The following is a 23291-nucleotide window of genomic DNA, read 5'->3' as shown; positions in this document are numbered from 1 at the left end:
TTTAGTAATCAATGCCAATTTGTGCTTTGATGCCTGCATCAAACGCATGCTTGACCGGACGCAACTCGCTGACGGTATCTGCCAGCTCCAGAATCTCACGATGACACCCACGACCTGTAACGATAACAGTCTGGTGCGCAGGGCGGCTCTTCAGTGCATCCAGCACCTCCTCCAGCGGCAGGTAGTCGTAGGCGACCATATAGGTGATCTCATCCAGTAGCACCATATTCAGCGAGGGATTGGCCAGCATTCTTTTAGCGTGCTCCCAGACGGCCAGACAGGCTGCGGTATCGGTTTCCCGGTTCTGCGTATCCCACGTAAACCCGGTCGCCATCACCTGAAACTCAACGCCGTGAGGTTCAAGCAAATTACGCTCACCGTTGGGCCATTCCCCTTTGATAAACTGGATGACCCCCACTTTTTGCCCGTGGCCGACGGCGCGCGTAGCGGTGCCAAACGCGGCAGTAGTTTTGCCTTTGCCGTTGCCGGTAAAAACGATGACGATCCCACGCTCCTCCTGAGCTGCCGCGACGCGCGCGTCAACCTGTTCCTTCAGACGCTGCTGTCGCTGCTGATGACGTTCTTCACTCATTGCGAAATTCCCGGTTTGCGGCCCGGCTGGGCATCAAAGGTCATTCCGGTTTTGCGGCGGCTGTCGTCGCCCATCAGCCAGAGATAGAGCGGCATAATGTCTGCCGGGGTTTTCAGCTTCAGCGGATCTTCCGTCGGGAACGCGCTGGCGCGCATGCTGGTGCGCGTACCCCCCGGATTAATGCAGTTTACGCGCAGATGGCGGCTCTGATACTCATCCGCCAACACCTGCATCATGCCCTCGGTCGCGAATTTTGAGACAGCATAAGCCCCCCAGTTTGCGCGTCCCTCGCGGCCTACGCTGGAAGAGGTGAAGACCAGAGATCCAGACTCGGATTTGAGTAATAAAGGAAGCAAGGCCTGCGTGAGGAAAAAAGTACCATTAACGTTAACCTGCATCACCTGCTGCCAGATTTCAGGATCCTGTTCATCCATTGGACGCACTTCACCTAACAAACCGGCGTTGTGCAGTACGCCGTCAAGACGTGGGTAGTGGGTACTGATACGGTGAGCAAGCTCCTGGCAGAGCGCTGGGGTGCATGTCAGCAAATCGAGCGTGTACCAGGGGGCAGGTGTCCCGCCTGCGGCCTCAATTTCCTGAGCGACCCCTTTGAGCTTTTCTTCGTTACGCCCAATCAGAATTACGCTTGCGCCATATTCAGCGTACGTCAGGGCCGCTTCGCGACCAATACCATCGCTGGCGCCGGTGACAAGAATGATTCGGTTCTGCAGCAGGTTTTTTTGCGGTTGATAATGCACGGTGACTCCTCAGGCGCACGGGGTCTCAATCACGCCTTCATAATGACTTTTCGGCTTTATGCCCGAATTAGCGTGAGAATTCAATCAGTCTACAGGACGCATTGCTGCAAAATTAACAATTTGCAAATATTTAAACCGCAGCGCGGGGATTCCTGAAGACGGCTCGCAGAGGTAATGTCACGGGCGAGACGCAGGGGCAGGGCTGTTGTACACTGCCGTGAAAGATTCGTGGTTAAATCAAGGTGGAACGCGTGGAATTACTTTCTCAATATGGGTTGTTTTTGGCCAAAATCGCGACGGTGGTGATTGCCATTGCCGTGGTTGCCGTTCTGATTGTCAACCTGACGCAGCGCAAGCGTCAGCGTGGGGAGTTACGCATCACCCGCCTGAGCGAGCAGTATAAAGAGATGCAGGAAGAGATGTCCCTCTCGCTGCTCGATAGCCATCAGCAGAAGCTCTGGCTGAAAGCCCAGAAGAAAAAACACAAGCAGGAAGCCAAAGCCGCGAAGGCGAAGGCAAAGCTCGAGACGCCGCAGGGCGACGCAAAACCCCGCGTCTATGTGCTCGATTTTAAAGGCAGCATGGATGCGCATGAAGTCGCTTCGCTGCGCGAAGAGGTGACTGCGGTTCTGGCCGTGGCAACGCCGCAGGATCAGGTAGTGGTGCGTCTTGAGAGCCCGGGCGGGGTGGTACACGGTTACGGGCTGGCCGCTTCACAGCTGCAGCGTCTGCGCGAGAAGCAGATCCCACTTACCGTGGCGGTAGATAAAGTCGCGGCGAGCGGCGGCTATATGATGGCCTGCGTGGCGGACAAAATCGTTGCGGCGCCGTTTTCCATCATAGGTTCGATTGGCGTGGTCGCACAGATCCCTAACTTTAACCGCTTCCTGAAAAATAAAGAGATTGATATCGAACTTCACACTGCGGGTCAGTACAAACGCACCCTGACGCTGCTGGGGGAAAACACGGAAGAGGGGCGCCAAAAATTCCGTGAAGATCTGAATGAAACTCACCATCTCTTTAAAGACTTCGTACATCGCATGCGCCCAACGCTGGATATTGAACAGGTGGCGACCGGTGAGCACTGGTACGGCATCCAGGCGCAGGAAAAAGGGCTGGTGGATGAAGTAGGTACCAGTGATGACCTGCTGCTCAACCTGATGGAAGGCAGGGAACTGGTAGGCGTGCGCTTTACACAGCGCAAACGGCTGATGGACCGCTTTACCAACAGTGCGGCGGAAAGCGCGGACCGCCTGCTGCTTCGCTGGCTACAGCGCGGACAAAAACCGCTGCTGTAAACAAAAACGCGAGGCATATGCCTCGCGTTTTGCATTAATCGACCAGGTGATATTTCTCTGAAAGCGTATGCGCCAGGTATTTAAACATATTAAACACGGCAGTGCTTTTCGGGGTCGGTAACCCCTGCTCGTCAAGGAAGTATTCGCCGCTGAAAACCAGCACGCCATTACGTTGCTCAACGCCGGTGGCTTCAATGCCTGCCAGCGTATCTTCATGGTCACGAATAAGCTTGTTTGCTTCGATAAGCAGAGAGGCTCGGTCAATGGGTTGGGTCGTATTCTGCATAATCCACTCCTTAAACAGTGACAATAGTCTACGCCGGGGGCGCTTTGGGGGCAAATTTTCCCTGTAATGTGAGGGGATAAGATGCAGAGGGCAGGTTGGCGGGATTTGCTTTTGCATGCTAATAAAGTTGCGTAACGAATTTTATCAGGTAGAGTGTGCGCTTTCGTCATTCTGGCAACAGAATTGCTTGACATTCGACCGGGAATTCGTCACGAATTATACGAGATGTGAGAAAAATACCCGAAAACTCAATGACCTGGATGTCGCCATTCTGACGTTCGGTAAGACATAGGGGTTGATATCCCCTGACGCAGTCGCAATATCATTGGCTCGTCGTCAGCGGAAGGGAAATCAACGTGCGGCGTATTCCTGGAAGAATTAAATTAGGTAAAGGTGAATATGGGTAAAGCTCTCGTCATCGTTGAGTCCCCGGCAAAAGCCAAAACGATCAATAAGTATCTGGGTAATGACTACGTGGTTAAGTCCAGCGTTGGTCACATCCGCGATTTGCCGACCAGTGGCTCAGCCAGCAAAAAGAGCGCAGACTCTACCTCCACCAAAGGGGCTAAAAAGCCTAAAAAGGATGAACGTAGCGCGCTTGTCAACCGCATGGGTGTTAACCCATGGCACAACTGGGATGCACAATATGAAGTGCTGCCCGGGAAAGAAAAAGTCGTTAACGAGCTGAAGCAGCTGGCTGAAAAAGCAGACCACATCTATCTCGCAACCGACCTTGACCGCGAAGGGGAAGCCATTGCGTGGCACCTGCGGGAAGTGATCGGCGGGGATGACAAACGCTACAGCCGCGTAGTGTTTAACGAAATTACAAAGAATGCGATTCGTCAGGCGTTTGAGAAGCCGGGCGAGCTGAATATCGACCGTGTGAACGCCCAGCAGGCGCGTCGCTTTATGGACCGCGTTGTGGGCTACATGGTTTCTCCACTGCTGTGGAAAAAGATTGCCCGCGGCCTGTCTGCAGGACGCGTGCAGTCTGTAGCCGTGCGTCTTGTCGTTGAGCGTGAACGCGAAATTAAAGCCTTCGTGCCGGAAGAGTTCTGGGAAGTTGACGCCAATGTCACCACCCCGGGCGGTGATGCGCTGCCGCTGCAGGTAAGCCATCACAACGATACGCCTTTCCGTCCTGAAAACCGCGATCAGACCATGGCCGCCGTGGCGCTGCTGGAAAAAGCGCGCTATCAGGTACTGGAACGTGAAGATAAGCCGACCAGCAGCAAGCCTGGCGCGCCGTTTATCACGTCCACACTGCAACAGGCGGCGAGCACCCGTCTGGGTTACGGCGTGAAGAAAACCATGATGATGGCCCAGCGCTTGTATGAAGCGGGTTACATCACCTACATGCGTACTGACTCAACGAACCTGAGCCAGGACGCGGTGAACATGGTGCGCGGCTACATCAGCGACAACTTCGGTAAAAAATACCTGCCGGAAAGCGCCAACCAGTTCGCCAGCAAAGAGAATTCTCAGGAAGCGCACGAAGCGATTCGTCCCTCTGATGTCTCTGTTTTAGCCGAGTCGCTGAAGGATATGGAAGCCGACGCCCAGAAGCTGTATCAGCTGATCTGGCGTCAGTTTGTCGCGTGTCAGATGACGCCAGCGAAATATGATTCCACTACGCTGACCGTTGGCGCGGGCGACTTCCGCCTCAAGGCACGCGGTCGTATTCTTCGTTTCGACGGCTGGACGAAAGTGATGCCTGCGCTGCGTAAAGGTGATGAAGACCGTACGCTGCCTGCGGTAAACAAAGGCGACGAGTTGTCGCTTGTCGACCTGGTTCCGGCCCAGCACTTCACCAAGCCGCCTGCGCGCTTTAGTGAAGCGTCGTTGGTTAAAGAGCTGGAAAAACGCGGGATTGGGCGTCCGTCAACCTACGCGTCAATCATCTCGACCATTCAGGACCGCGGTTACGTTCGCGTAGAGAACCGCCGTTTCTATGCCGAAAAAATGGGTGAGATTGTCACTGACCGTCTGGAAGCTAACTTCCGCGAATTGATGAACTACGACTTCACCGCGCAGATGGAAGACAGCCTCGACGAAGTGGCCAGTCACAAGGCGGAGTGGAAGAAGGTTCTCGATAGCTTCTTCAGTGACTTTACCAACCAGCTTGAGAAAGCGGAGAAAGATCCTGAAGAGGGCGGCATGCTGCCTAACCAGATGGTTCTGACCAGCATCGACTGCCCAACCTGCGGCCGCAAGATGGGGATCCGTACTGCGACAACGGGCGTGTTCCTTGGCTGTTCAGGCTATGCGCTGCCACCAAAAGAGCGCTGCAAAACAACCATCAACCTGGTGCCGGAGAACGAAGTTCTCAACGTGCTGGAAGGTGATGATGCGGAAACCAACGCCCTGCGCGCGAAACGCCGCTGCAAAAAATGCGGCACGGCGATGGACAGCTATCTGATCGATCCTAAACGTAAGCTGCACGTGTGTGGTAACAACCCAACGTGCGACGGGTATGAGATCGAAGAGGGTGAGTTCCGCATTAAAGGCTATGACGGTCCGATTGTGGAGTGCGAGAAGTGTGGCTCTGAAATGCACCTGAAAATGGGGCGTTTCGGTAAGTACATGGCCTGCACCAACGACGAGTGTAAGAACACGCGCAAAATTCTGCGCAATGGTGAGGTTGCTCCGCCGAAGGAAGATCCGGTTCCGCTGCCAGAATTGCCGTGTGAAAAATCCGACGCGTACTTCGTGCTGCGTGATGGTGCCGCAGGTGTCTTCCTGGCCGCCAACACCTTCCCGAAATCGCGTGAAACGCGCGCCCCGCTGGTGGAAGAGCTGCATCGCTTCCGCGATCGTCTGCCTGAGAAGCTGCGTTATCTGGCCGATGCGCCACAGCAGGATCCTGAAGGCAATAAGACGGTGGTCCGTTTTAGCCGTAAAACGAAGCAGCAGTACGTTGCGGCAGAGAAAGAGGGTAAAGCGACCGGATGGTCCGCCTTCTTTGTCGATGGCAAATGGGTTGAAGGCAAGAAATAATCTTTCTTTACCGTAGCTTACCCGTGAAAGGGCCGGACTTCCGGCCCTTTTTTATTACCTTATTATTATTTTTTGTTCCGTACTATACAGTCAGGCTATAAGTGATATAGTGGTTATAGTTAACCCTTTTTTTATTATCAAATCGTCTTAAGCGATTGACCGCGTGCGCTAAATCGGATGGTATGGCATGAAATTACAACAGCTTCGTTATATCGTTGAGGTGGTGAATCACAACCTTAATGTCTCTTCCACCGCCGAGGGGCTATATACCTCGCAACCGGGCATCAGCAAGCAGGTTCGCATGCTGGAGGATGAATTAGGTATTCAGATTTTCGCCCGCAGTGGTAAGCACCTTACCCAAGTGACGCCAGCGGGGCAGGAAATCATCCGTATTGCGCGGGAAGTCCTTTCCAAAGTCGATGCGATTAAGTCTGTGGCGGGGGAACATACCTGGCCGGATAAAGGCTCGCTGTATATTGCCACGACGCACACCCAGGCGCGCTATGCGCTACCGGGCGTTATCAAGGGCTTTATCGAGCGTTATCCGCGCGTCTCCCTGCATATGCACCAGGGATCGCCGACGCAAATTGCGGAGGCGGTGTCGAAGGGCAATGCAGATTTTGCCATTGCAACGGAAGCGCTCCATCTCTATGACGATCTGGTCATGCTGCCGTGCTATCACTGGAACCGCTCCATTGTGGTGACCCCGGATCATCCGCTGGCGGGCAAGGGGTCGGTGTCAATCGAAGAGCTGGCGCAATATCCTCTGGTCACCTACACGTTTGGCTTCACCGGACGATCTGAGCTTGATACCGCCTTCAACCGGGCCGGGTTAACGCCGCGGATTGTCTTTACCGCCACCGATGCCGACGTCATAAAGACCTATGTACGGCTTGGCCTGGGGGTAGGGGTGATCGCCAGCATGGCGGTCGACCCGGTGTCAGACCCTGACCTGGTGCGTCTTGATGCGCATGATATTTTCAGCCACAGCACGACAAAAATTGGCTTCCGCCGCAGTACCTTCCTGCGAAGCTATATGTATGATTTTATTCAGCGCTTTGCACCGCATTTAACGCGTGACGTGGTGGATACCGCCGTGGCATTACGATCAAATGAAGATATCGAAGAGATGTTTAAAGATATCAAACTCCCCGAAAAATAATCACACCCGGTATCTTTCCCTGAGGGAAAGATACCGAAATATCGGCTTAAAGCTAAATTAGAATTATCATCATCTGCACTTCCCCTGTCATATATTGTCATTATCCTTTTAATTTGTGTGGCTTTAATGTCGTGAATTGGCGACAAAAATAGAAACTAATTAACGGCTACGCAAATTTTTCTTTTCAAATATTTATTTCTGGTCAAAAGATTGAATATTTCATGCCTCTTGATGCGTAAATTCACTGGCTTTTCGGCTAAAGTTTCTTTAGGATTTATCTCAACAGATGATTAATTGTACCAATTGTTTGGTCCTAAATGATAAGCGATATCGATTGTATGAGGTTAGCAATGCCTTCAGGAAGTGAAGAACCGCAAAGGGATCCTGCGCTCAAGCGTAAAGCCTGGCTGGCGGTCTTTCTCGTTTCCGCCCTATTCTGGGTGATGGTTGCTCTCCTGGCCTGGAAATATTGGGGTTGAATATGGCAGTGACGGTACGTACAGAAACGGCAAAGCGGATGTGTCAGCATCATGACACTGTTCACAAGGGCCGCAAAGCGCCTGCAACAGCAGTGCCAGCATCCTGGAAACTGACGCCGCAGCAGCAGGCTTTTATTGATGTGTTCGCGGAAGACGAACCCAAAAAACAATAATTTAGTTTATTGCGTAATGATGCAGTTAGTCTGAATAATGACTATGCGCCTTTGTACTCTTTAATAAATACACATCAGCAATATAGCACGAGGACCTGCCTCGGAATGTTTAATAAATAATGCCTGGTGTCCCTATGATGAATAACATGATGTCTCAAAAATACTGGTCATGGATCGGCGTTTTTACCCTGTCGATTCTGTTCTGGAGTCAGCTCATCTGGCTGGCCGTCCACTAAATCATAAAACCTCGCTGCGGCGGGGTTTTTTGTTTTACCCTCCTCTGGACCATTCCTAAATTTATCAATTTGGGTTGTTATCAAAACGTTACGACATCTTTGTGTTATCTTTAATTACGGCCCTGATGATTGTCAGGACATCTCTGTAATTAAGGAGGAGCTTATGTCGTTAACCCTACGCGAAGCCAGTAAGGACACGTTACAGGCAGAAAATAAAACCTGGCACTACTATAGCCTGCCGCTGGCTGCCAGAACGCTTGGGGACATTTCGCGTTTACCCAAGTCCTTGAAAGTTTTGCTGGAAAATCTCTTGCGCTGGCAGGACGGTGACTCCGTGACCCTCGACGATATTCAGGCGCTGGCAGGGTGGCTTAAGAATGCCCATGCCGACAGAGAAATTGCCTACCGCCCGGCAAGGGTCCTGATGCAGGACTTCACCGGCGTTCCTGCCGTGGTGGATCTCGCCGCCATGCGTGAGGCGGTTAAACGCCTCGGCGGCGATACGGCTAAAGTGAACCCGCTTTCACCCGTCGACCTCGTGATTGACCACTCCGTAACCGTTGACCACTTCGGTGATGACGATGCCTTTGGCGAGAACGTGCGTCTCGAGATGGAGCGAAATCATGAGCGTTACGTCTTCCTGAAGTGGGGTCAGCAGGCGTTCAGCCGCTTTAGCGTGGTTCCACCCGGCACCGGTATTTGTCACCAGGTTAACCTTGAATATCTCGGTAAAGCCGTCTGGAGTGAATTGCAGGACAAAGAGTGGGTGGCTTATCCGGACACGCTGGTGGGTACAGATTCCCACACCACCATGATTAACGGCCTCGGCGTGCTGGGCTGGGGTGTCGGCGGTATCGAAGCGGAAGCCGCCATGCTCGGTCAGCCGGTCTCCATGCTTATCCCTGATGTTGTGGGCTTTAAGCTCACCGGGAAGCTGTCTGAAGGCATTACCGCCACCGATCTGGTGCTCACCGTTACCCAGATGCTGCGTAAGCATGGTGTGGTGGGAAAATTTGTTGAATTTTACGGTGACGGGCTGGATTCGCTGCCGCTGGCTGACCGCGCGACCATCGCCAACATGGCGCCAGAATATGGTGCAACCTGCGGATTTTTCCCCATTGATGACGTCACGCTGGAGTACATGCGCCTGAGCGGACGCAGCGAAGAGCAGGTGGCGCTGGTGGAGGCGTACACCAAAGCGCAGGGCATGTGGCGCAATCCGGGGGATGAGCCGGTATTTACCAGCACGCTTGCGCTTGACATGGGAAGCGTTGAGGCGAGCCTCGCCGGTCCGAAACGTCCGCAGGATCGCGTAGCGTTAAGCGACGTGCCAAAAGCGTTTGCCGCAAGCAACGAGCTGGAAGTTAACGTGGCGAAGAAGGACCATCGCCCAATCGACTATGTTCTGAACGGACATCAGTATCAGCTCCCGGACGGCGCGGTTGTCATAGCCGCCATTACCTCCTGCACCAACACCTCAAACCCCAGCGTATTAATGGCTGCCGGCCTGCTGGCTAAAAAAGCGGTTGAGCTGGGACTGAAACCACAGCCCTGGGTCAAAGCCTCCCTGGCACCGGGCTCCAAAGTGGTCTCGGATTACCTGGCGCAGGCCAGGCTAACGCCGTATCTTGATGAGCTGGGCTTTAACCTCGTGGGCTATGGTTGTACCACCTGCATCGGTAACTCCGGCCCGCTGCCTGAACCTATTGAAACGGCGATCAAGCAGGGCGATCTGACGGTTGGCGCAGTCCTTTCCGGTAACCGTAACTTTGAAGGACGTATTCATCCGCTGGTGAAAACCAACTGGCTCGCTTCGCCGCCGCTGGTGGTGGCCTACGCGCTCGCCGGGAACATGAATATCAACCTGGCTACCGATCCTATTGGTCACGACCGCAAGAATGAGCCGGTCTATCTGAAAGATATCTGGCCATCCTCACGTGAAATTGCGATGGCCGTTGAAAAGGTCTCCACCGAGATGTTCCGCAAAGAGTATGCGGAAGTGTTTGAAGGCACGCCGGAATGGAAAGCCATCAACGTTGTGGGCTCGGACACCTATGACTGGCAGGACGATTCCACCTATATCCGCCTGTCGCCGTTCTTTGATGAAATGCTGGCCGAGCCTGCACCGCTTCAGGATATTCACGGGGCGCGCATACTGGCGATGCTGGGAGATTCCGTCACCACTGACCATATCTCTCCGGCGGGGAGCATCAAAGCCGACAGCCCGGCGGGCCGTTATCTGCAAAGCCGGGGCGTGGAGCGCCGCGATTTTAACTCCTACGGATCGCGCCGCGGTAACCATGAAGTGATGATGCGCGGGACGTTTGCCAACATCCGCATTCGTAACGAAATGGTTCCGGGCGTGGAAGGGGGGATGACGCGCCATCTTCCGGGGACGGAAGTCGTGTCGATTTATGACGCAGCCGTCAAATATCAGCAGGAAGGTACGCCGCTGGCGGTGATCGCCGGGAAAGAGTACGGTTCCGGCTCCAGTCGTGACTGGGCGGCGAAAGGTCCGCGACTGCTTGGCGTTCGCGTGGTCATCGCCGAGTCGTTTGAACGTATTCACCGCTCGAACCTGATTGGCATGGGGATCCTGCCGCTTGAGTTCCCGCAGGGCGTCACGCGCAAAACGCTGGGCCTGACGGGGGAAGAGCAGATTGATATTAGCGGCCTGCAAAACCTGCAGCCGGGCAAAACGGTGCCGGTGAAGCTTACGCGAGCAGACGGGAAAAGCGAGGTACTGGAATGCCGGTGTCGTATTGATACTGCAACCGAACTGACCTACTACCAGAACGACGGCATTTTACATTATGTGATTCGTAAAATGCTGGATTGATAAAAAAAAGCCCGGCATCTGTGCCGGGCTTTTTACTTTCACTCTTTCAGAAGATGGCCCATTTTAGCCGCCTTGGTATCGAGATAGTGGGCATTTTTCGGGTTGCGGCCGACAATCAGCGGTACACGCTCGACGATGTTGATCCCGGCTTCGGTGAGGATTTCCACCTTTTTGGGATTATTGGTCAGCAGGCGAACCTCGTCCACGCCCAGCAGCTTGAACATATCGGCGCAGAGGGTGAAATCACGTTCATCGGCGGCAAAACCGAGCTGGTGGTTGGCTTCCACCGTATCGTAGCCCTGGTCCTGCAGCGCATAAGCGCGGATTTTATTCAGCAGACCAATGTTACGACCTTCCTGACGGTGATAGAGCAGCACGCCGCGGCCTTCTTCGGCAATATGGGTAAGGGCAGCTTCGAGCTGGAAACCGCAATCACAGCGCAGGCTGAACAACGCGTCGCCGGTCAGACACTCCGAATGGACGCGGGACAGCACCGGCGTCTGCCCTGAAATGTCGCCGTAGACCAGCGCGACATGATCCTGTCCGGTTGCCAGTTCTTCAAACCCCACCATCAGGAAATCGCCCCATGGGGTTGGCAGTTTGGCTTCTGCCACACGTTTAAGCTGCATGTGATTCTCCAGAGTAGGCTGACACGTTTCGTGCCTTGCGCCTGTTTTGCTTTCTGTATTTGTCCATTTTGCCACAAGCTCAGCACGTTCGCCTAATGGGCGCCATGCTATATGAACGTTAAACGCACGATCCGACATATCCACCCATCGAATGAATTTCAGTTATGATTGTGAGGCTTAGCGAAAAAGGAGAAGACATGCTTTCAATCGCCAGACGTACGGCAGCAGGCGCGGCCATTTTACTGATTATGCCTTTGGCCGTGTGGGTCTCCGGCTGGATGTGGCAGCCGGGGCAGAATGCCACGTGGCTGAAAACGTTATACTGGGTAACTGAGACGGTCACGCAGCCGTGGGGAATTATTACCCACGTTATCCTCTGCGGCTGGTTCTTGTGGTGCCTGCGCTTTAGACTGCGCGCGGCGTTGATGCTCTTTGCTATCCTCGGTGGCGCGATCGTTATTGGACAGGGCGTGAAGTCCTGGGTGAAGGATCACGTTCAGGAGCCAAGACCTTTTGTCGTCTGGCTGGAAAAAGCGCACCATGTTCCGGTGGATGAGTTCTACAATTTAAAGCGTAAAGATCGCGGCGCGCTGGTGAAAGAACAGCTTTCAGAACAGGAAGATATTCCAAAGTTCCTGCGTAAGCACTGGCAAAAAGAGACGGGATTCGCGTTTCCCTCCGGCCATACGATGTTTGCAGCCAGCTGGGCGTTGCTGGGCGTTGGGCTGCTTTGGCCTCGACGTCGCACTATGACCATCGCGATTTTACTGGTTTGGGCGACAGGGGTGATGGGCAGCCGCTTGCTGCTGGGAATGCACTGGCCGCGGGATCTGGTGGTCGCTACGCTGATCTCCTGGATGCTGGTGACGCTGGCAACCTGGCTTGCAGAACGGTTCTGCGGCCCGCTCACGCCACCACCTGAAGAGAAAGAAGAGATCGCCGAAAGGGAGCAAAGCGACGCCTGACGGTTGATATTGTGCATTTTGCCCATAAATCCATGACGTGCGCGTTACTTTTTCCGTTTCGCGCCCGTCGCTAAAATGGTAGTTTATAAGGCTGATTGCGGTGAGTTGAACACACTTTATTCGCTTGAACCACATAACGGGAAGTAATGTGAAATATTTACTCATTTTCTTACTGGTATTGGCGATTTTTGTCATTTCAGTCACATTGGGTGCACAAAACGATCAACAGGTGACGTTTAACTATCTGCTGGCGCAGGGTGAGTATCGGGTCTCCAGCCTGCTGGCGGTCTTATTTGCTGCAGGCTTTGCCATCGGCTGGCTGGTTTGCGGTCTTTTCTGGTTGAAAGTTCGTGTTTCTCTTGCGCGCGCTGAACGTAAAATTAAACGACTTGAACAGCACATTGCGCCTGCGTCCGACATGCCGGAAAGTTCAGGTGTGCCGGTCGTGAAGGAATAATCGACTATGCTGGAGTTGTTGTTTCTGCTTTTGCCTGTAGCCGCAGCCTATGGCTGGTATATGGGCCGCAGAAGTGCGCAACAAACGAAACAGGATGAGGCTAACCGACTCTCCCGTGACTACGTTGCGGGGGTGAACTTCCTCCTGAGCAATCAGCAGGACAAAGCGGTAGACCTGTTCCTCGATATGCTGAAAGAGGATACGGGGACCGTCGAAGCCCACCTCACTCTCGGTAACCTGTTCCGCTCGCGCGGCGAAGTTGACCGCGCTATCCGTATCCACCAGACCCTGATGGAAAGCGCCTCCCTGACCTACGAACAACGTCTCCTGGCGGTACAACAGCTGGGCCGAGACTATATGGCCGCGGGGCTGTACGATCGCGCTGAAGATATGTTCACACAGCTGGTGGATGAAACGGATTTCCGTATCGGCGCGTTGCAGCAGTTACTGCAGATTTACCAGGCCACCAGCGACTGGCAGAAAGCCATTGATACGGCCGAACGTCTGGTGAAGCTGGGCAAAGACAAGCAGCGCGTTGAAATTGCGCATTTCTACTGCGAGCTTGCCCTTCAGCAGATGGGCAACGACGACATGGACAAAGCCATGGCGTTGCTCAAGAAAGGCGCCGCCGCAGACCGCAATAGCGCGCGTATCTCTATCATGATGGGGCGCGTTTTTATGGCCAGCGGCGACTACGCTAAAGCCGTTGAAAGCCTGATGCGGGTGATTGACCAGGACAAAGAGCTGGTCAGCGAAACGCTTGAAATGCTGCAAACCTGCTATCAGCAGCTGGACAAGCAGGAAGAGTGGGTGGCATTTCTGCGTCGTTGCGTGGAAGAGAATACCGGCGCGACCGCTGAGCTGATGCTCTCTGACGTGGTTGAGCAGTATGAGGGGAGCGACACCGCACAGGTTTATATTACCCGTCAGCTGCAACGTCATCCCACGATGCGCGTATTCCACAAGCTGATGGACTACCATCTGAACGATGCGGAAGAAGGGCGCGCGAAAGAGAGTCTTATGGTGCTGCGCGACATGGTTGGCGAGCAGGTGCGCAGCAAGCCGCGCTACCGTTGCCAGAAGTGTGGTTTTACCGCCTACACGCTCTACTGGCATTGTCCGTCCTGCCGGGCCTGGTCCACCATCAAGCCAATTCGCGGCCTGGATGGGCAGTAATTTTTTTAAAAGCCTTCATTTTAGTTACAACATACTGATGGCTTTTCCGTTTTCTCAACACCGTGCGGCTTGCTGGCCTGGCAGGGGCATAAATGGATTCTGTCAATTTGCGGCGACGGCAGGTAGAATGCAGGCCGTTTATCTGTTCCGCGCCGCTGCGCGCCCATAGACGAAAAGGGCTGGTCATGACGTCTGTTACTTCCTCCACTTCCCGCGTTATTACGGATTCTCCTGTTGTTGTTGCGCTTGATTACAATAAGCGTGACGCAGCGCTGGCCTTTGTCGACGGTATCGATCCTCGCGATTGTCGTCTGAAAGTTGGTAAAGAGATGTTCACGCTGTTTGGACCGCAAATCGTCCGCGATCTGCAGCAGCGTGGTTTCGATGTCTTCCTCGATCTCAAATTCCATGATATCCCGAACACCACGGCGCACGCGGTTGCCGCCGCTGCGGAACTGGGTGTATGGATGGTCAACGTCCACGCGTCGGGCGGGGCGAGAATGATGACAGCCGCTCGCGAAGCACTCCTGCCGTTCGGCAACGATGCGCCATTACTGATTGCGGTTACCGTGCTGACCAGCATGGACGACAGCGACTTGCGCGACCTCGGCGTGACGTTGTCACCTGCCGGGCACGCCGAGCGTCTCGCGCGTCTGACGCAGAGCTGTGGTCTCGATGGCGTCGTTTGCTCCGCGCAGGAAGCGGTACGCTTTAAGTCAGAGTTGGGCAAAGATTTTAAACTGGTCACGCCAGGCATTCGTCCTGCTGGCAGCGACGTGGGCGATCAGCGACGCATTATGACGCCTGAGCAGGCGTTGGCAGCAGGCGTTGACTACATGGTTATCGGCCGGCCGGTGACGCAGTCTGTGAACCCGGCGGAGACGCTTAAGGCTATTAACGCATCACTGAAAAAGGGGGCGCAATGACTGATTCCAACAGTCGGCTGGTCTACTCGACGGAAAGCGGGCGCATAGACGAACCGAAAACGAAAGCAGAACGTCCGAAAGGTGACGGTATTGTTCGTATCCAGCGTCAGACCAGCGGGCGAAAAGGAAAGGGGGTCTGCCTGATCTCCGGGATTGATATGGATGATGCGGAGCTGAACAAGCTGGCAGCAGAGTTGAAGAAGAAATGTGGCTGCGGCGGCGCCGTGAAGGACGGCATTATCGAAATTCAGGGTGATAAACGCGATTTAATTAAATCGCTCCTTGAAGCCAAAGGCATGAAAGTTAAACTGGCAGGCGGCTAAAATAAATAAGCCACGGCAAATGCCGTGGCTCGTGTTATATACGTGCGTTAGTCAGACCTGAAATGCGATGCTAAATCGCCTTAACGGGAAGGCTGATAGAATAATTATTTGCCAACCTGGTGACCGATAATACCACCGACAGCAGCGCCGCCTAATGTACCCAGCGTACTACCATCCGTTAATACTGCACCACCGAGCGCACCAGCACCGGCGCCAATGGCGGTGTTACGGTCACGTTTAGACCAGTTAGAGCACGCGCTCAGGGACATTGCTACAGTGATTGCCAGAACAGCGGCGGCTAATTTTTTGCTGGTTAAGGTCATAATACTTTCTCCTGAATTATCGATTCACGGAAAGATGTACACATTAAGTATAGTCAAAATGAATACTCAATTCTTTTTTCCGTGAAAGCTGGTCGCGCAGGCGTTACGTAATCACGCAGGTGATAGTCACTTCCTGTTATATCGCTAACATTAATTTTACGACTTTACGGCAGGTTAAACAGGTAAAAACTCTTAAAGGATGGATAGGAATCCTCTCAGACGAAGGGGGCATATGCGCCCGGAATACGGGCGCAAAGGGACTCAGGCGGGCGTTTTAATAATATCGACAATGAGACCGTCATCTTCCAGTTTATTACGATGTTCGTCGCTTAACCTTTCGTCGGTAATTACGCGGCTAAAGCGTGAGGCTGGACCCATGGTGTAAGGATGGACGGCGCCAAATTTAGAGCTGTCGGTCAGCACAATGGCTTCACACTCTTTTTCCAGAACGGCATTCACAACGTCAGATCGCATCATATCCCGGCCGGTGAAGCCTGTCTCCGGCTGCCAGCCGTCAATACCGATAAACGCCTTACTGAAATGAACCTGCTGGACATACTGCCGGGTTAGCGGGCCTACCATGCTCTCACTTTTTTTCTGGTAAATGCCGCCCAGCAAAATCACCTCACAGCGCGTCTCTTTGAGCAAATGGGCGATATAGCTGCTGACGGTGATGATGGTAACGTCTTTTTGTTCGGCGAGCGTACGTGCCAGAAGAGCGTTGCTGCTGCCGTTTTCAATAAAGACCGTCTCGCCAGGGTTTACCAGCGATGCGGCAAATTCTGCCAGTTCTCGTTTAAGCGCGTAGTTATTCATCATGCGCGTCTCAACGTCGTCGCTGTCCAGCGGCACGGCATAGCCATGCGCACGGCGCAGGTAGCTCTGTTTTTCCAGCAGATTAAGATCCTGACGGATGGTCACTTCTGAAACGCCGGTGGTTTTAGCCAGCTCAACGACGCTTACGCGCCCCTGATCGATGACCATCTGCAAAATGAGTTGTTGTCGGGAATTCATAGCATCCAATTAATAAAGCGAAACGAGGTCTGAGACAGTGGGTTTAGACTTCCCACGGCGCTTTAGGCTGTCGGTTTTCGGGGGCATTGTCAGCGCCATCCTGAGCGAGAAGTTCAGACTTCAGGATCTCGAGATTACGGATTGCAGAGTGATAATCACCCGCCACCAGTATATCCAGCACGGTATCAATACGTTGTGCTACAGCTTGTGGATCAATAGTAGACATCATCTCTCCCCAGGAGCGAAAAGTTAATAATTTCAATGATGCAGAAAATAGGTTCAAAAGAGAAGGGAAAAAACGCCATAACGAAATTACCTATACGAAAGTGAACCTCTGTATGACGTTAACGTTGTTGTCGCGCTTGATATCGTTTTAGCCAGCGCTCGAATGCGGCAGCGGGCATCGGCTTAGCGAAAAGAAAACCCTGCCGTTCGTTGACGCCGTTTTTGGTCAGAAAGGCATCTTCTTTTGCGTTTTCCACCCCTTCGGCAATCACCTGCAGGTTTAACGCCTGCGCCACTGCGACAATGGCGCGTACCAAAGACTGGGAGACAGAGTGCTTATGAATATCTCTGACAAAAGCCTGATCGAGTTTAATGGCATCAATAGGAAAACGCGCCAGCTGGGAAAGGGAAGAGTAGCCGGTACCGAAATCGTCCAGATGAATTTGTGCCCCGAGCCGACTGAATTGCTGGATCACCGAGAGCGCCAGCTCTTCGTTTTCGATAAGACAGCTTTCGGTTAACTCAACGTCGATAGGGCAGTACTCAAAATGCAGATCCTTAAGCGCCTGCTTTAGCTCGCTGAAAATCGTCTGGTCGGCCAGCTGACGTGCAGAGACGTTCACGGCCACGCGCAGGTTAATTCCCTTGTCACGCCATTTTGCCACCTGGCGAACCACATCAAGCATCACCCAGCGACCCAGCGGCACAATCAAACCGGACTCCTCGGCATAAGAGATAAATTCCAGAGGGGGGATCAGCCCGCGCTCGGGCGACTGCCAGCGGACCAGAGCTTCAAGGCTTCGGACTTCGCCGCGCCAGGTCATTTTCGGCTGGTAGTGGATCAGGAGCTGATCGTTATCCAGCGCTTTACGCAGGTTGGTGTCCAGCCACAGGTACTCAAACACGCGCTGGTTCATCTCGGGGGAGAAGACGCAGAATTTGCCACGGCCATTCTCCTTGGCGGTGTACATGGCGATGTCGGCATTGCGAATCACGCTTTCCCGATCGTTCCCGTGCTGCGGCGCGAGGGCGATCCCCAGGGAGCAACCGGTGTAAACCTCAATCAGACCGATTCTGAACGGCTGGCGCAGGCGGGTCAGAATACGCGACGCCATCGCTTCCAGCGAGCCCTGAGAGGTATTGGTGGCCATAACGATAAACTCATCGCCGCCGAGCCGCGCTAAAACCTGCCCCTCATCCAGACAACTCAGAAGGGCAAGTGCAACCGCCTGCAGGAGCTGATCGCCGAACATATGCCCGTAGGCATCGTTAACCTTTTTGAAGTTATCGAGGTCGAGGTACACCACGCCAACCTGCGTGTCGCCGCGGCTATTGATGGCGTCTGAAATCAGCTCATGGATCGCATTGCGGTTGGGCAGGCCGGTGATGGTATCGGTATTGGCCAGCACGCGCAGGCGCTCCTGTGCCCGTCGTTCTTCGGTAATGTCGGTCCCGGAGCAGATAAGGAAAATTTCATTTTTACCGCTGCCGCTGTGAACGAATTTATTTCTGAACAGAAACAAGCGTTGCCCTTTTCGCGTTTTAATCCAGCGTTCGACTTCGTAGGAGCTGCCGTTGCGAAAGAAACCCGCAATGTTGCGCTTCGAGGCTGCCGCTTCGCTGCGGCTCATGAACAGTTCAAACACGTTCTGACCAATGACTTCATGTTCTTTCAGACCGGTATACTCTTCGCTCAGGCGGTTAAAGCGCTGGATATTGCCGTTTTGATCGAGAATGACAATGACGGAATTCGCTTCAGAAACAACCTGTTCCGCAAAGGAGAGTCCCTGAGCCAGATCGCGTGCCACGGAGGGCGTATCGTTCCAGGCGGAAGCCGTTCCGGCCCACTCGTTTCGGGTGATTTTGCGTCCGACAAGATGGACGGGAACTTGCTCGCCGTAAAGAGAGAGGTTCAGGGAAATGCTGGTGGTCATTACCGTTAGCTGACGGATCTGTGCGGCCTGTTCATCATCCAGTACGATTTCCTGAGTCACGTCAGCATTTTCGCTGGCGGCAAGGTGCAGAACGTTGCTTTCAGCCGACAATCGCCACCACGGGCTGTGAGTACCCATGTAACGAAACAGCAAATTTTGCTCAAGTTCGTCGATCATGATTTCTCCCGCCGCGACGCATTAGCGAACAAATTATTCATTAGTCGTCGACTTTTCCGTTGAAAATAGCGGCAAAGCCGCAGTGAAGGCATTGTTTTTCGCAGCTTTTTTATAATAAAACGCATCAGGCATATAAAAATGCTGAGCGTATAAAATCCACGTGCCCGAACAGGGCAGCACTCTTTAACTGTAGATAATTATGGCTATTTTGGGCGGGCTGGGGCGGAAAAAGTAAGAAAAATGATGCTTTTGCGGGGGGAAAGACAGGGAGAAAATTGTCGGCCTTTCTGAACGGAAATGACCGACAATTGAGCAGGTTATCAGGCGACAGGGCGCGCAATAATACTGCGGGTTTCCATGCGAACTTCAGCGATAGTTACATCAATCACGTCAGTGACTTTGTAAACCGTCTCGCCTTTAATTTGCACGGTGCCGCTTTCCTGACTGCAGACCAGTTCGTCACGAACGGCGTGCAGGAACGGGGCAGGGATAAAGGCGACCGCACCGTTATCCACCAGACGTACGCGCATTCCCCCGCGGCTGATATCAATAATTTCTGCCGCGAAGCGGGTATCGGTACCGGCTTTATCCTGCAGGAAGCGCGCGTATAGCCAGTCTCCAACGTCACGTTCCGCCATGCGGTTCAGACGGCGACGCTCGGCCATCTGTAGGGTGGTGTCGTCCTGAGGACGGGCAATGGTTTCGCCCTTAATAATCGCTTTCAGCAGGCGGTGGTTAACCATATCGCCATACTTACGGATCGGGGAGGTCCAGGTGGCGTAGGCTTCCAGACCGAGGCCAAAGTGCGGGCCTGGCTCGGTGCTGATTTCCGCGAAGGACTGGAAGCGGCGAATACGGCTATCCAGGAAACCGGACGGCTGAGCGTCCAGCTCGCGGCGAAGCTTGCAGAAGCCCGGCAGTGTCAGCACTTCTTCCGGATCAACATGCACATCGTGATTCTTCAGCAGGGCCGCGAGCGCTTCGGTATTGGCCGGATCGAATCCGGTATGAACGTTGTAAATACCGAAGCCCAGCCTGTCGCGCAGCACGCGCGCGGCACAGATGTTGGCGGAAATCATCGCTTCTTCGACGATGCGGTTAGCAATGCGTCGCGGCTCGGCCACGATATCCAGCACTTCGCCTTTTTCACCGAGAACAAAACGATAATCCGGGCGATCCTTGAAGACCAGGGCGTGAGTCTTGCGCCACTCGCCGCGGTTCAGGCAGATGCGGTGCAGCAGACGAATCTGTGCTGCGATAGCATCGGATTCAGGTTTCCAGCTGCCGGTGTTTTCCAGCCAGTCGGAGACATTGTCATAGGCCAGCTTGGCTTTGGATTCGATGGTGGCGGCAAAGAATTCGATATCGTCTTCAATCGTGCCATCTGCGGCAATGGTCATGCGGCAGGCGAGAACCGGGCGCACCTCATTTGGGCGCAGCGAGCAGAGGTCGTCAGACAGTTCGCGCGGCAGCATCGGGATGTTAAAGCCCGGCAGGTAGTTGGTGAACGCGCGGATTTTCGCCGTTTCGTCCAGCTTGCTGCCTTCCACAATCCATGCGGTTGGATCGGCAATGGCGACGGTCAAATGCAGTTTGCCATCGGCGCCCTCTTCAGCGTAGAGCGCATCGTCCATATCTTCTGTGCTGGCGCTGTCGATGGTGACAAACTCCAGCGCGGTAAGATCGCGGCGCGCCAGGCCTTCATCCTGCATCTCAGTTGCCACGCCGTTCGGCGCTTCTTTTTCAAGATTATGGCGCGCCAGCGTGACCCACCACGGGACGAAATGGTCGTCGCCAAAGGTGATGAACTGGGTCAGTTCAGCATAGAAACCGCGGTCGCCTTTCAGAGGATGACGGCGCATTTCTGCTACGGCCCAGTCACCTTCTTTAAAATCATGCTCAACGCCGCGGGCGGCGCGGCAGGGAATGGCATCTTTCAGCAGGGGGTGATCCGGCACGACAGAAAGACGATCGTCCTTTCTCTGCACTTTGCCCACAAAGCGGGTCAGGAACGGCTCGATCAGTTCTTCCGGCTCGGCGGATTCACGTTCCTTCTCGGTATGGATGACGGCCATGACGCGATCGCCATGCATCACTTTCTTCATCTGCGGTGGCGGAATGAAGTAGCTTTTCTGCGCGTCAACTTCAAGGAAGCCAAAGCCCTTTTCCGTGGCTTTCACGACCCCTTCTGCACGCGGCGTCTGGGAATGCAGTTGCTGTTTAAGCTGCGCTAGCAGCGGGTTGTCCTGAAACATAATGTTCTATTTTCGTAGCCATTGAGCGGCTGACAGTTTTACGCGATTCTCACTGCTACAGCAAGCGCTCTTTGGGGAAAGAGTGTGGTTATTCCGCTTTGCCGGACGCGACTTTTAGTCGATTGATCCAGCCCTCCAGCGCGCATTGGCTGAGCAGGTTGATCGCCTGAACGGCAGTAAGTCCTTCTTCCGTGAGCGGGGTAAATTGTGCGGCGCTGAAGCGGTCCGGCGAGCGTGTCAGCAATTCGGCTGCTGCCGAAAGCGCCGGAGGAGGCAGCGAAACCGTTTCCCGGCTGTTTATCAGGATCTCCCCCATCAGATCGAGCAAGGTCGGTTCATGGCACAGGACCGGCGTCAGCGCCTCAAGCGTGGGCTCTGCCTGCCAGCGGGAGAGGGACTCAAGCTGATGCGCACTGGCATAGCGAAGCTCGACCACGGGCAGAAGCGAGATCCACGCGTCGGAGGACGTTGGCAGGGTGTGCGGCTGAATATGATGGCCCGGCAGCCAGCGGACGGGATGGCCGAGCAGCGCCTGAAAGACGGCGACCACGCGCGCCTGAAAACCGATAAAGCCGATTATCTGGTTAATTACCACAACGTCATAGATAGACAGACCTACCTCATCAAGCTGGTTTCGCGCCTTATCATCAATGACGTCAGGTGAGCTGGCGAGCTGGCGGGCGTACTGCGTGATTTGCGCCAGCCGTCGGTTACTTTCGCGGGAGGAGTCAGGGCCCGGCAGCGGGGCGAGGAGGGCGGCGTAGTGGTTGCACAGCCGCTGAACGCCGCAGGCCTGCGCCACCGTCAGCGCGGTACTTAACCGATCGTAGGCGCTAAGCGTTCGCAGGCGGTTTACGGGAAGTGAGAGCGGGAACAGCTGGTGACATAAGGATCTGGCAGGAGCGAGCCAGCCGGTACAGGCGGCGACAATCTCATCTGGCAGGGCTAAATCGAGCAAAAAACGATCGTCGACGTTAGCGGCTTCGGGCACCAGGGGCAGCACATCCGGCTGCGCGTGGTTAGACTGGGTTTCGTGATACCAGTGGCCTTTGCCGGAAAAACGGCGTTGTTCCATGGGCGTTCCTTGATCTCAAAATGGCGATCAATATCCTGGCGTAAGGCAGATAAAGGGAAAAATATTGTTAGGTGATAACAAATAGCAGAACGGAATAACGAAGGGGAGTGCGGAGGGGGAAAGCTCTCTTCCCGTGCGGGAAGAGAGCCACAGCTTATTTAATTTCCAGCTCGTTCATTGCAGCGATGTTGAAGCCGCCGTCAACGTGAACCACTTCGCCGGAGATACCTGCGGAAAGGTCAGAGCACAGGAATGCAGCAGAGTTACCCACATCTTCAATGGTAACGGTACGACGAATCGGGGTAACCGCTTCGCAGTGTGCCAGCATTTTACGGAAATCTTTGATGCCGGACGCCGCCAGGGTGCGGATAGGGCCAGCAGAGATGGCGTTAACGCGCACGCCTTCTGGACCCATTGCGTTCGCCATGTAGCGGACGTTGGCTTCCAGAGAGGCTTTCGCCAGGCCCATAACGTTGTAGTTAGGGATAGCACGCTCTGCGCCCAGGTAGGACAGGGTCAGCAGCGCTGCGCCCGGGTTCAGCATTGCGCGGCAAGATTTCGCCATTGCAACGAAGCTGTAGGAGCTGATGTCGTGCGCGATTTTAAAGCCATCACGGGTTACCGCGTTCACGTAGTCGCCGTCCAGCTGGTCGCCAGGAGCGAAGCCGATGGAGTGAACGAAACCGTCGAATTTCGGCCATGCTTTTGCCAGTTCAGCAAACATGCCGTCGATGCTTTCGTCTTGTGCAACGTCACATTCCAGAACAATGCTGGAACCCAGCTGCGCGGCAAACTCTTCAACACGGCCTTTCAGCTTGTCGTTCTGGTAGGTGAACGCCAGCTCAGCGCCTTCGCGATGCATTGCCTGTGCGATGCCGTATGCGATGGACAGTTTGCTGGCAACGCCAGTCACCAGAATGCGCTTACCGGAAAGAAAACCCATAGCTTTAATCCTTATATTCATTGCTTATTTTGCCTTGTAATTCATAGCG

General features: G+C 54.1%; 23 protein-coding genes. 12 read left to right on the top strand and 11 right to left on the bottom strand.

What is annotated here, in order from left to right; genetic code table 11:
• Position 1: 1 nt before the first annotated feature.
• The gene (cobO, locus tag IM291_RS12870) at positions 2–592 is read right to left on the bottom strand and encodes a cob(I)yrinic acid a,c-diamide adenosyltransferase (RefSeq protein WP_049001070.1); all 591 of its coding nucleotides are present in this window, start codon (positions 590–592) and stop codon (positions 2–4) included.
• Positions 589–1350 (bottom strand): YciK family oxidoreductase, encoded by a 762-nt coding sequence (locus tag IM291_RS12865; RefSeq protein ID WP_028013406.1) that lies wholly within the window; start codon positions 1348–1350, stop codon positions 589–591. The genes cobO and IM291_RS12865 overlap by 4 nt, the downstream gene beginning before the upstream one ends.
• A 251-nt stretch (positions 1351–1601) precedes the next feature.
• Between IM291_RS12865 and sohB the strand changes: the two genes are divergently transcribed.
• On the top strand, positions 1602–2648 hold the full coding sequence (sohB, locus tag IM291_RS12860) for a protease SohB (protein WP_150144038.1): 1047 nt from the start codon (positions 1602–1604) through the stop codon (positions 2646–2648).
• Positions 2649–2682: 34 nt separating this feature from the next.
• Here sohB and IM291_RS12855 read toward each other — a convergent pair whose 3' ends face one another.
• Positions 2683–2934: a YciN family protein gene (locus IM291_RS12855; protein ID WP_003856804.1), complete on the bottom strand. Its 252-nt coding sequence runs from the start codon at positions 2932–2934 to the stop codon at positions 2683–2685.
• Positions 2935–3333: 399 nt separating this feature from the next.
• Here IM291_RS12855 and topA point away from each other — a divergent pair, with 399 nt between their 5' ends.
• The 6 genes from topA to acnA all read left to right on the top strand — a co-directional run bounded on the left by topA (position 3334) and on the right by acnA (position 10820).
• Positions 3334–5931, top strand: a complete 2598-nt coding sequence (topA, locus tag IM291_RS12850; protein ID WP_192987040.1) for a type I DNA topoisomerase — start codon at positions 3334–3336, stop codon at positions 5929–5931.
• A gap of 187 nt (positions 5932–6118) precedes the next feature.
• Positions 6119–7093: an HTH-type transcriptional regulator CysB gene (gene cysB / locus IM291_RS12845; protein WP_028013403.1), complete on the top strand. Its 975-nt coding sequence runs from the start codon at positions 6119–6121 to the stop codon at positions 7091–7093.
• A 338-nt stretch (positions 7094–7431) separates the two neighbouring features.
• Positions 7432–7572, top strand: coding sequence for a YmiA family putative membrane protein (locus IM291_RS12840; RefSeq protein WP_213743510.1), 141 nt, complete (start codon positions 7432–7434; stop codon positions 7570–7572).
• Between the two features lie 2 nt (positions 7573–7574).
• Positions 7575–7745, top strand: a complete 171-nt coding sequence (locus tag IM291_RS12835) for a hypothetical protein (protein WP_032644881.1) — start codon at positions 7575–7577, stop codon at positions 7743–7745.
• A 137-nt stretch (positions 7746–7882) separates the two neighbouring features.
• On the top strand, positions 7883–7981 hold the full coding sequence (ymiC, locus tag IM291_RS21960; RefSeq protein WP_032644994.1) for a small membrane protein YmiC: 99 nt from the start codon (positions 7883–7885) through the stop codon (positions 7979–7981).
• Between the two features lie 163 nt (positions 7982–8144).
• Positions 8145–10820, top strand: a complete 2676-nt coding sequence (acnA, locus tag IM291_RS12830) for an aconitate hydratase AcnA (protein ID WP_028013402.1) — start codon at positions 8145–8147, stop codon at positions 10818–10820.
• A gap of 38 nt (positions 10821–10858) precedes the next feature.
• Here the strand turns inward: acnA and ribA are convergent, their stop codons facing one another.
• Positions 10859–11449, bottom strand: coding sequence for a GTP cyclohydrolase II (gene ribA / locus IM291_RS12825; protein ID WP_028013401.1), 591 nt, complete (start codon positions 11447–11449; stop codon positions 10859–10861).
• Between the two features lie 197 nt (positions 11450–11646).
• Between ribA and pgpB the strand changes: the two genes are divergently transcribed.
• The 5 genes from pgpB (at position 11647) to yciH (ending at position 15296) form a co-directional block, all read left to right on the top strand.
• The gene (pgpB, locus tag IM291_RS12820) at positions 11647–12414 is read left to right on the top strand and encodes a phosphatidylglycerophosphatase B (protein ID WP_028013400.1); all 768 of its coding nucleotides are present in this window, start codon (positions 11647–11649) and stop codon (positions 12412–12414) included.
• A gap of 148 nt (positions 12415–12562) precedes the next feature.
• Positions 12563–12871 carry a LapA family protein gene (locus IM291_RS12815; protein ID WP_028013399.1) on the top strand — a complete coding sequence of 103 codons (309 nt, stop codon included), beginning with the start codon at positions 12563–12565 and terminating at the stop codon, positions 12869–12871.
• A gap of 6 nt (positions 12872–12877) precedes the next feature.
• Entirely contained in the window at positions 12878–14047 is a 1170-nt protein-coding gene (gene lapB / locus IM291_RS12810; RefSeq protein WP_041909646.1) for a lipopolysaccharide assembly protein LapB, read from the top strand.
• 185 nt (positions 14048–14232) lie between these two features.
• Entirely contained in the window at positions 14233–14973 is a 741-nt protein-coding gene (gene pyrF, locus IM291_RS12805) for an orotidine-5'-phosphate decarboxylase (protein WP_028013397.1), read from the top strand.
• Positions 14970–15296: a stress response translation initiation inhibitor YciH gene (gene yciH / locus IM291_RS12800; RefSeq protein WP_028013396.1), complete on the top strand. Its 327-nt coding sequence runs from the start codon at positions 14970–14972 to the stop codon at positions 15294–15296. Before pyrF ends, yciH begins: the two co-directional genes overlap by 4 nt.
• Positions 15297–15400: 104 nt before the next feature.
• Here the strand turns inward: yciH and osmB are convergent, their stop codons facing one another.
• The 7 genes from osmB to fabI all read right to left on the bottom strand — a co-directional run bounded on the left by osmB (position 15401) and on the right by fabI (position 23242).
• A complete protein-coding gene (osmB, locus tag IM291_RS12795; RefSeq protein WP_008501216.1) occupies positions 15401–15619 on the bottom strand; it encodes an osmotically-inducible lipoprotein OsmB in 219 nt (72 codons plus the stop codon).
• Between the two features lie 261 nt (positions 15620–15880).
• The gene (locus IM291_RS12790) at positions 15881–16633 is read right to left on the bottom strand and encodes a DNA-binding transcriptional regulator YciT (protein WP_041909650.1); all 753 of its coding nucleotides are present in this window, start codon (positions 16631–16633) and stop codon (positions 15881–15883) included.
• 43 nt (positions 16634–16676) lie between these two features.
• The gene (locus IM291_RS12785; RefSeq protein WP_041909652.1) at positions 16677–16859 is read right to left on the bottom strand and encodes a hypothetical protein; all 183 of its coding nucleotides are present in this window, start codon (positions 16857–16859) and stop codon (positions 16677–16679) included.
• 118 nt (positions 16860–16977) lie between these two features.
• The gene (gene pdeR, locus IM291_RS12780; RefSeq protein ID WP_192987038.1) at positions 16978–18969 is read right to left on the bottom strand and encodes a cyclic di-GMP phosphodiesterase; all 1992 of its coding nucleotides are present in this window, start codon (positions 18967–18969) and stop codon (positions 16978–16980) included.
• A 320-nt stretch (positions 18970–19289) separates the two neighbouring features.
• Entirely contained in the window at positions 19290–21224 is a 1935-nt protein-coding gene (locus tag IM291_RS12775; protein WP_192971166.1) for an exoribonuclease II, read from the bottom strand.
• 88 nt (positions 21225–21312) lie between these two features.
• Entirely contained in the window at positions 21313–22299 is a 987-nt protein-coding gene (locus IM291_RS12770; protein WP_049001084.1) for an oxidoreductase, read from the bottom strand.
• Positions 22300–22453: 154 nt separating this feature from the next.
• Positions 22454–23242 carry an enoyl-ACP reductase FabI gene (gene fabI / locus IM291_RS12765; protein WP_003856831.1) on the bottom strand — a complete coding sequence of 263 codons (789 nt, stop codon included), beginning with the start codon at positions 23240–23242 and terminating at the stop codon, positions 22454–22456.
• Positions 23243–23291: the final 49 nt, after the last annotated feature.

Origin of the sequence: Enterobacter cloacae complex sp. P27C, from assembly GCF_014895705.1 — a bacterium.
Taxonomy (GTDB): domain Bacteria; phylum Pseudomonadota; class Gammaproteobacteria; order Enterobacterales; family Enterobacteriaceae; genus Enterobacter; species Enterobacter bugandensis.
This window is presented reverse-complemented; position numbering and strand designations above follow the sequence as displayed.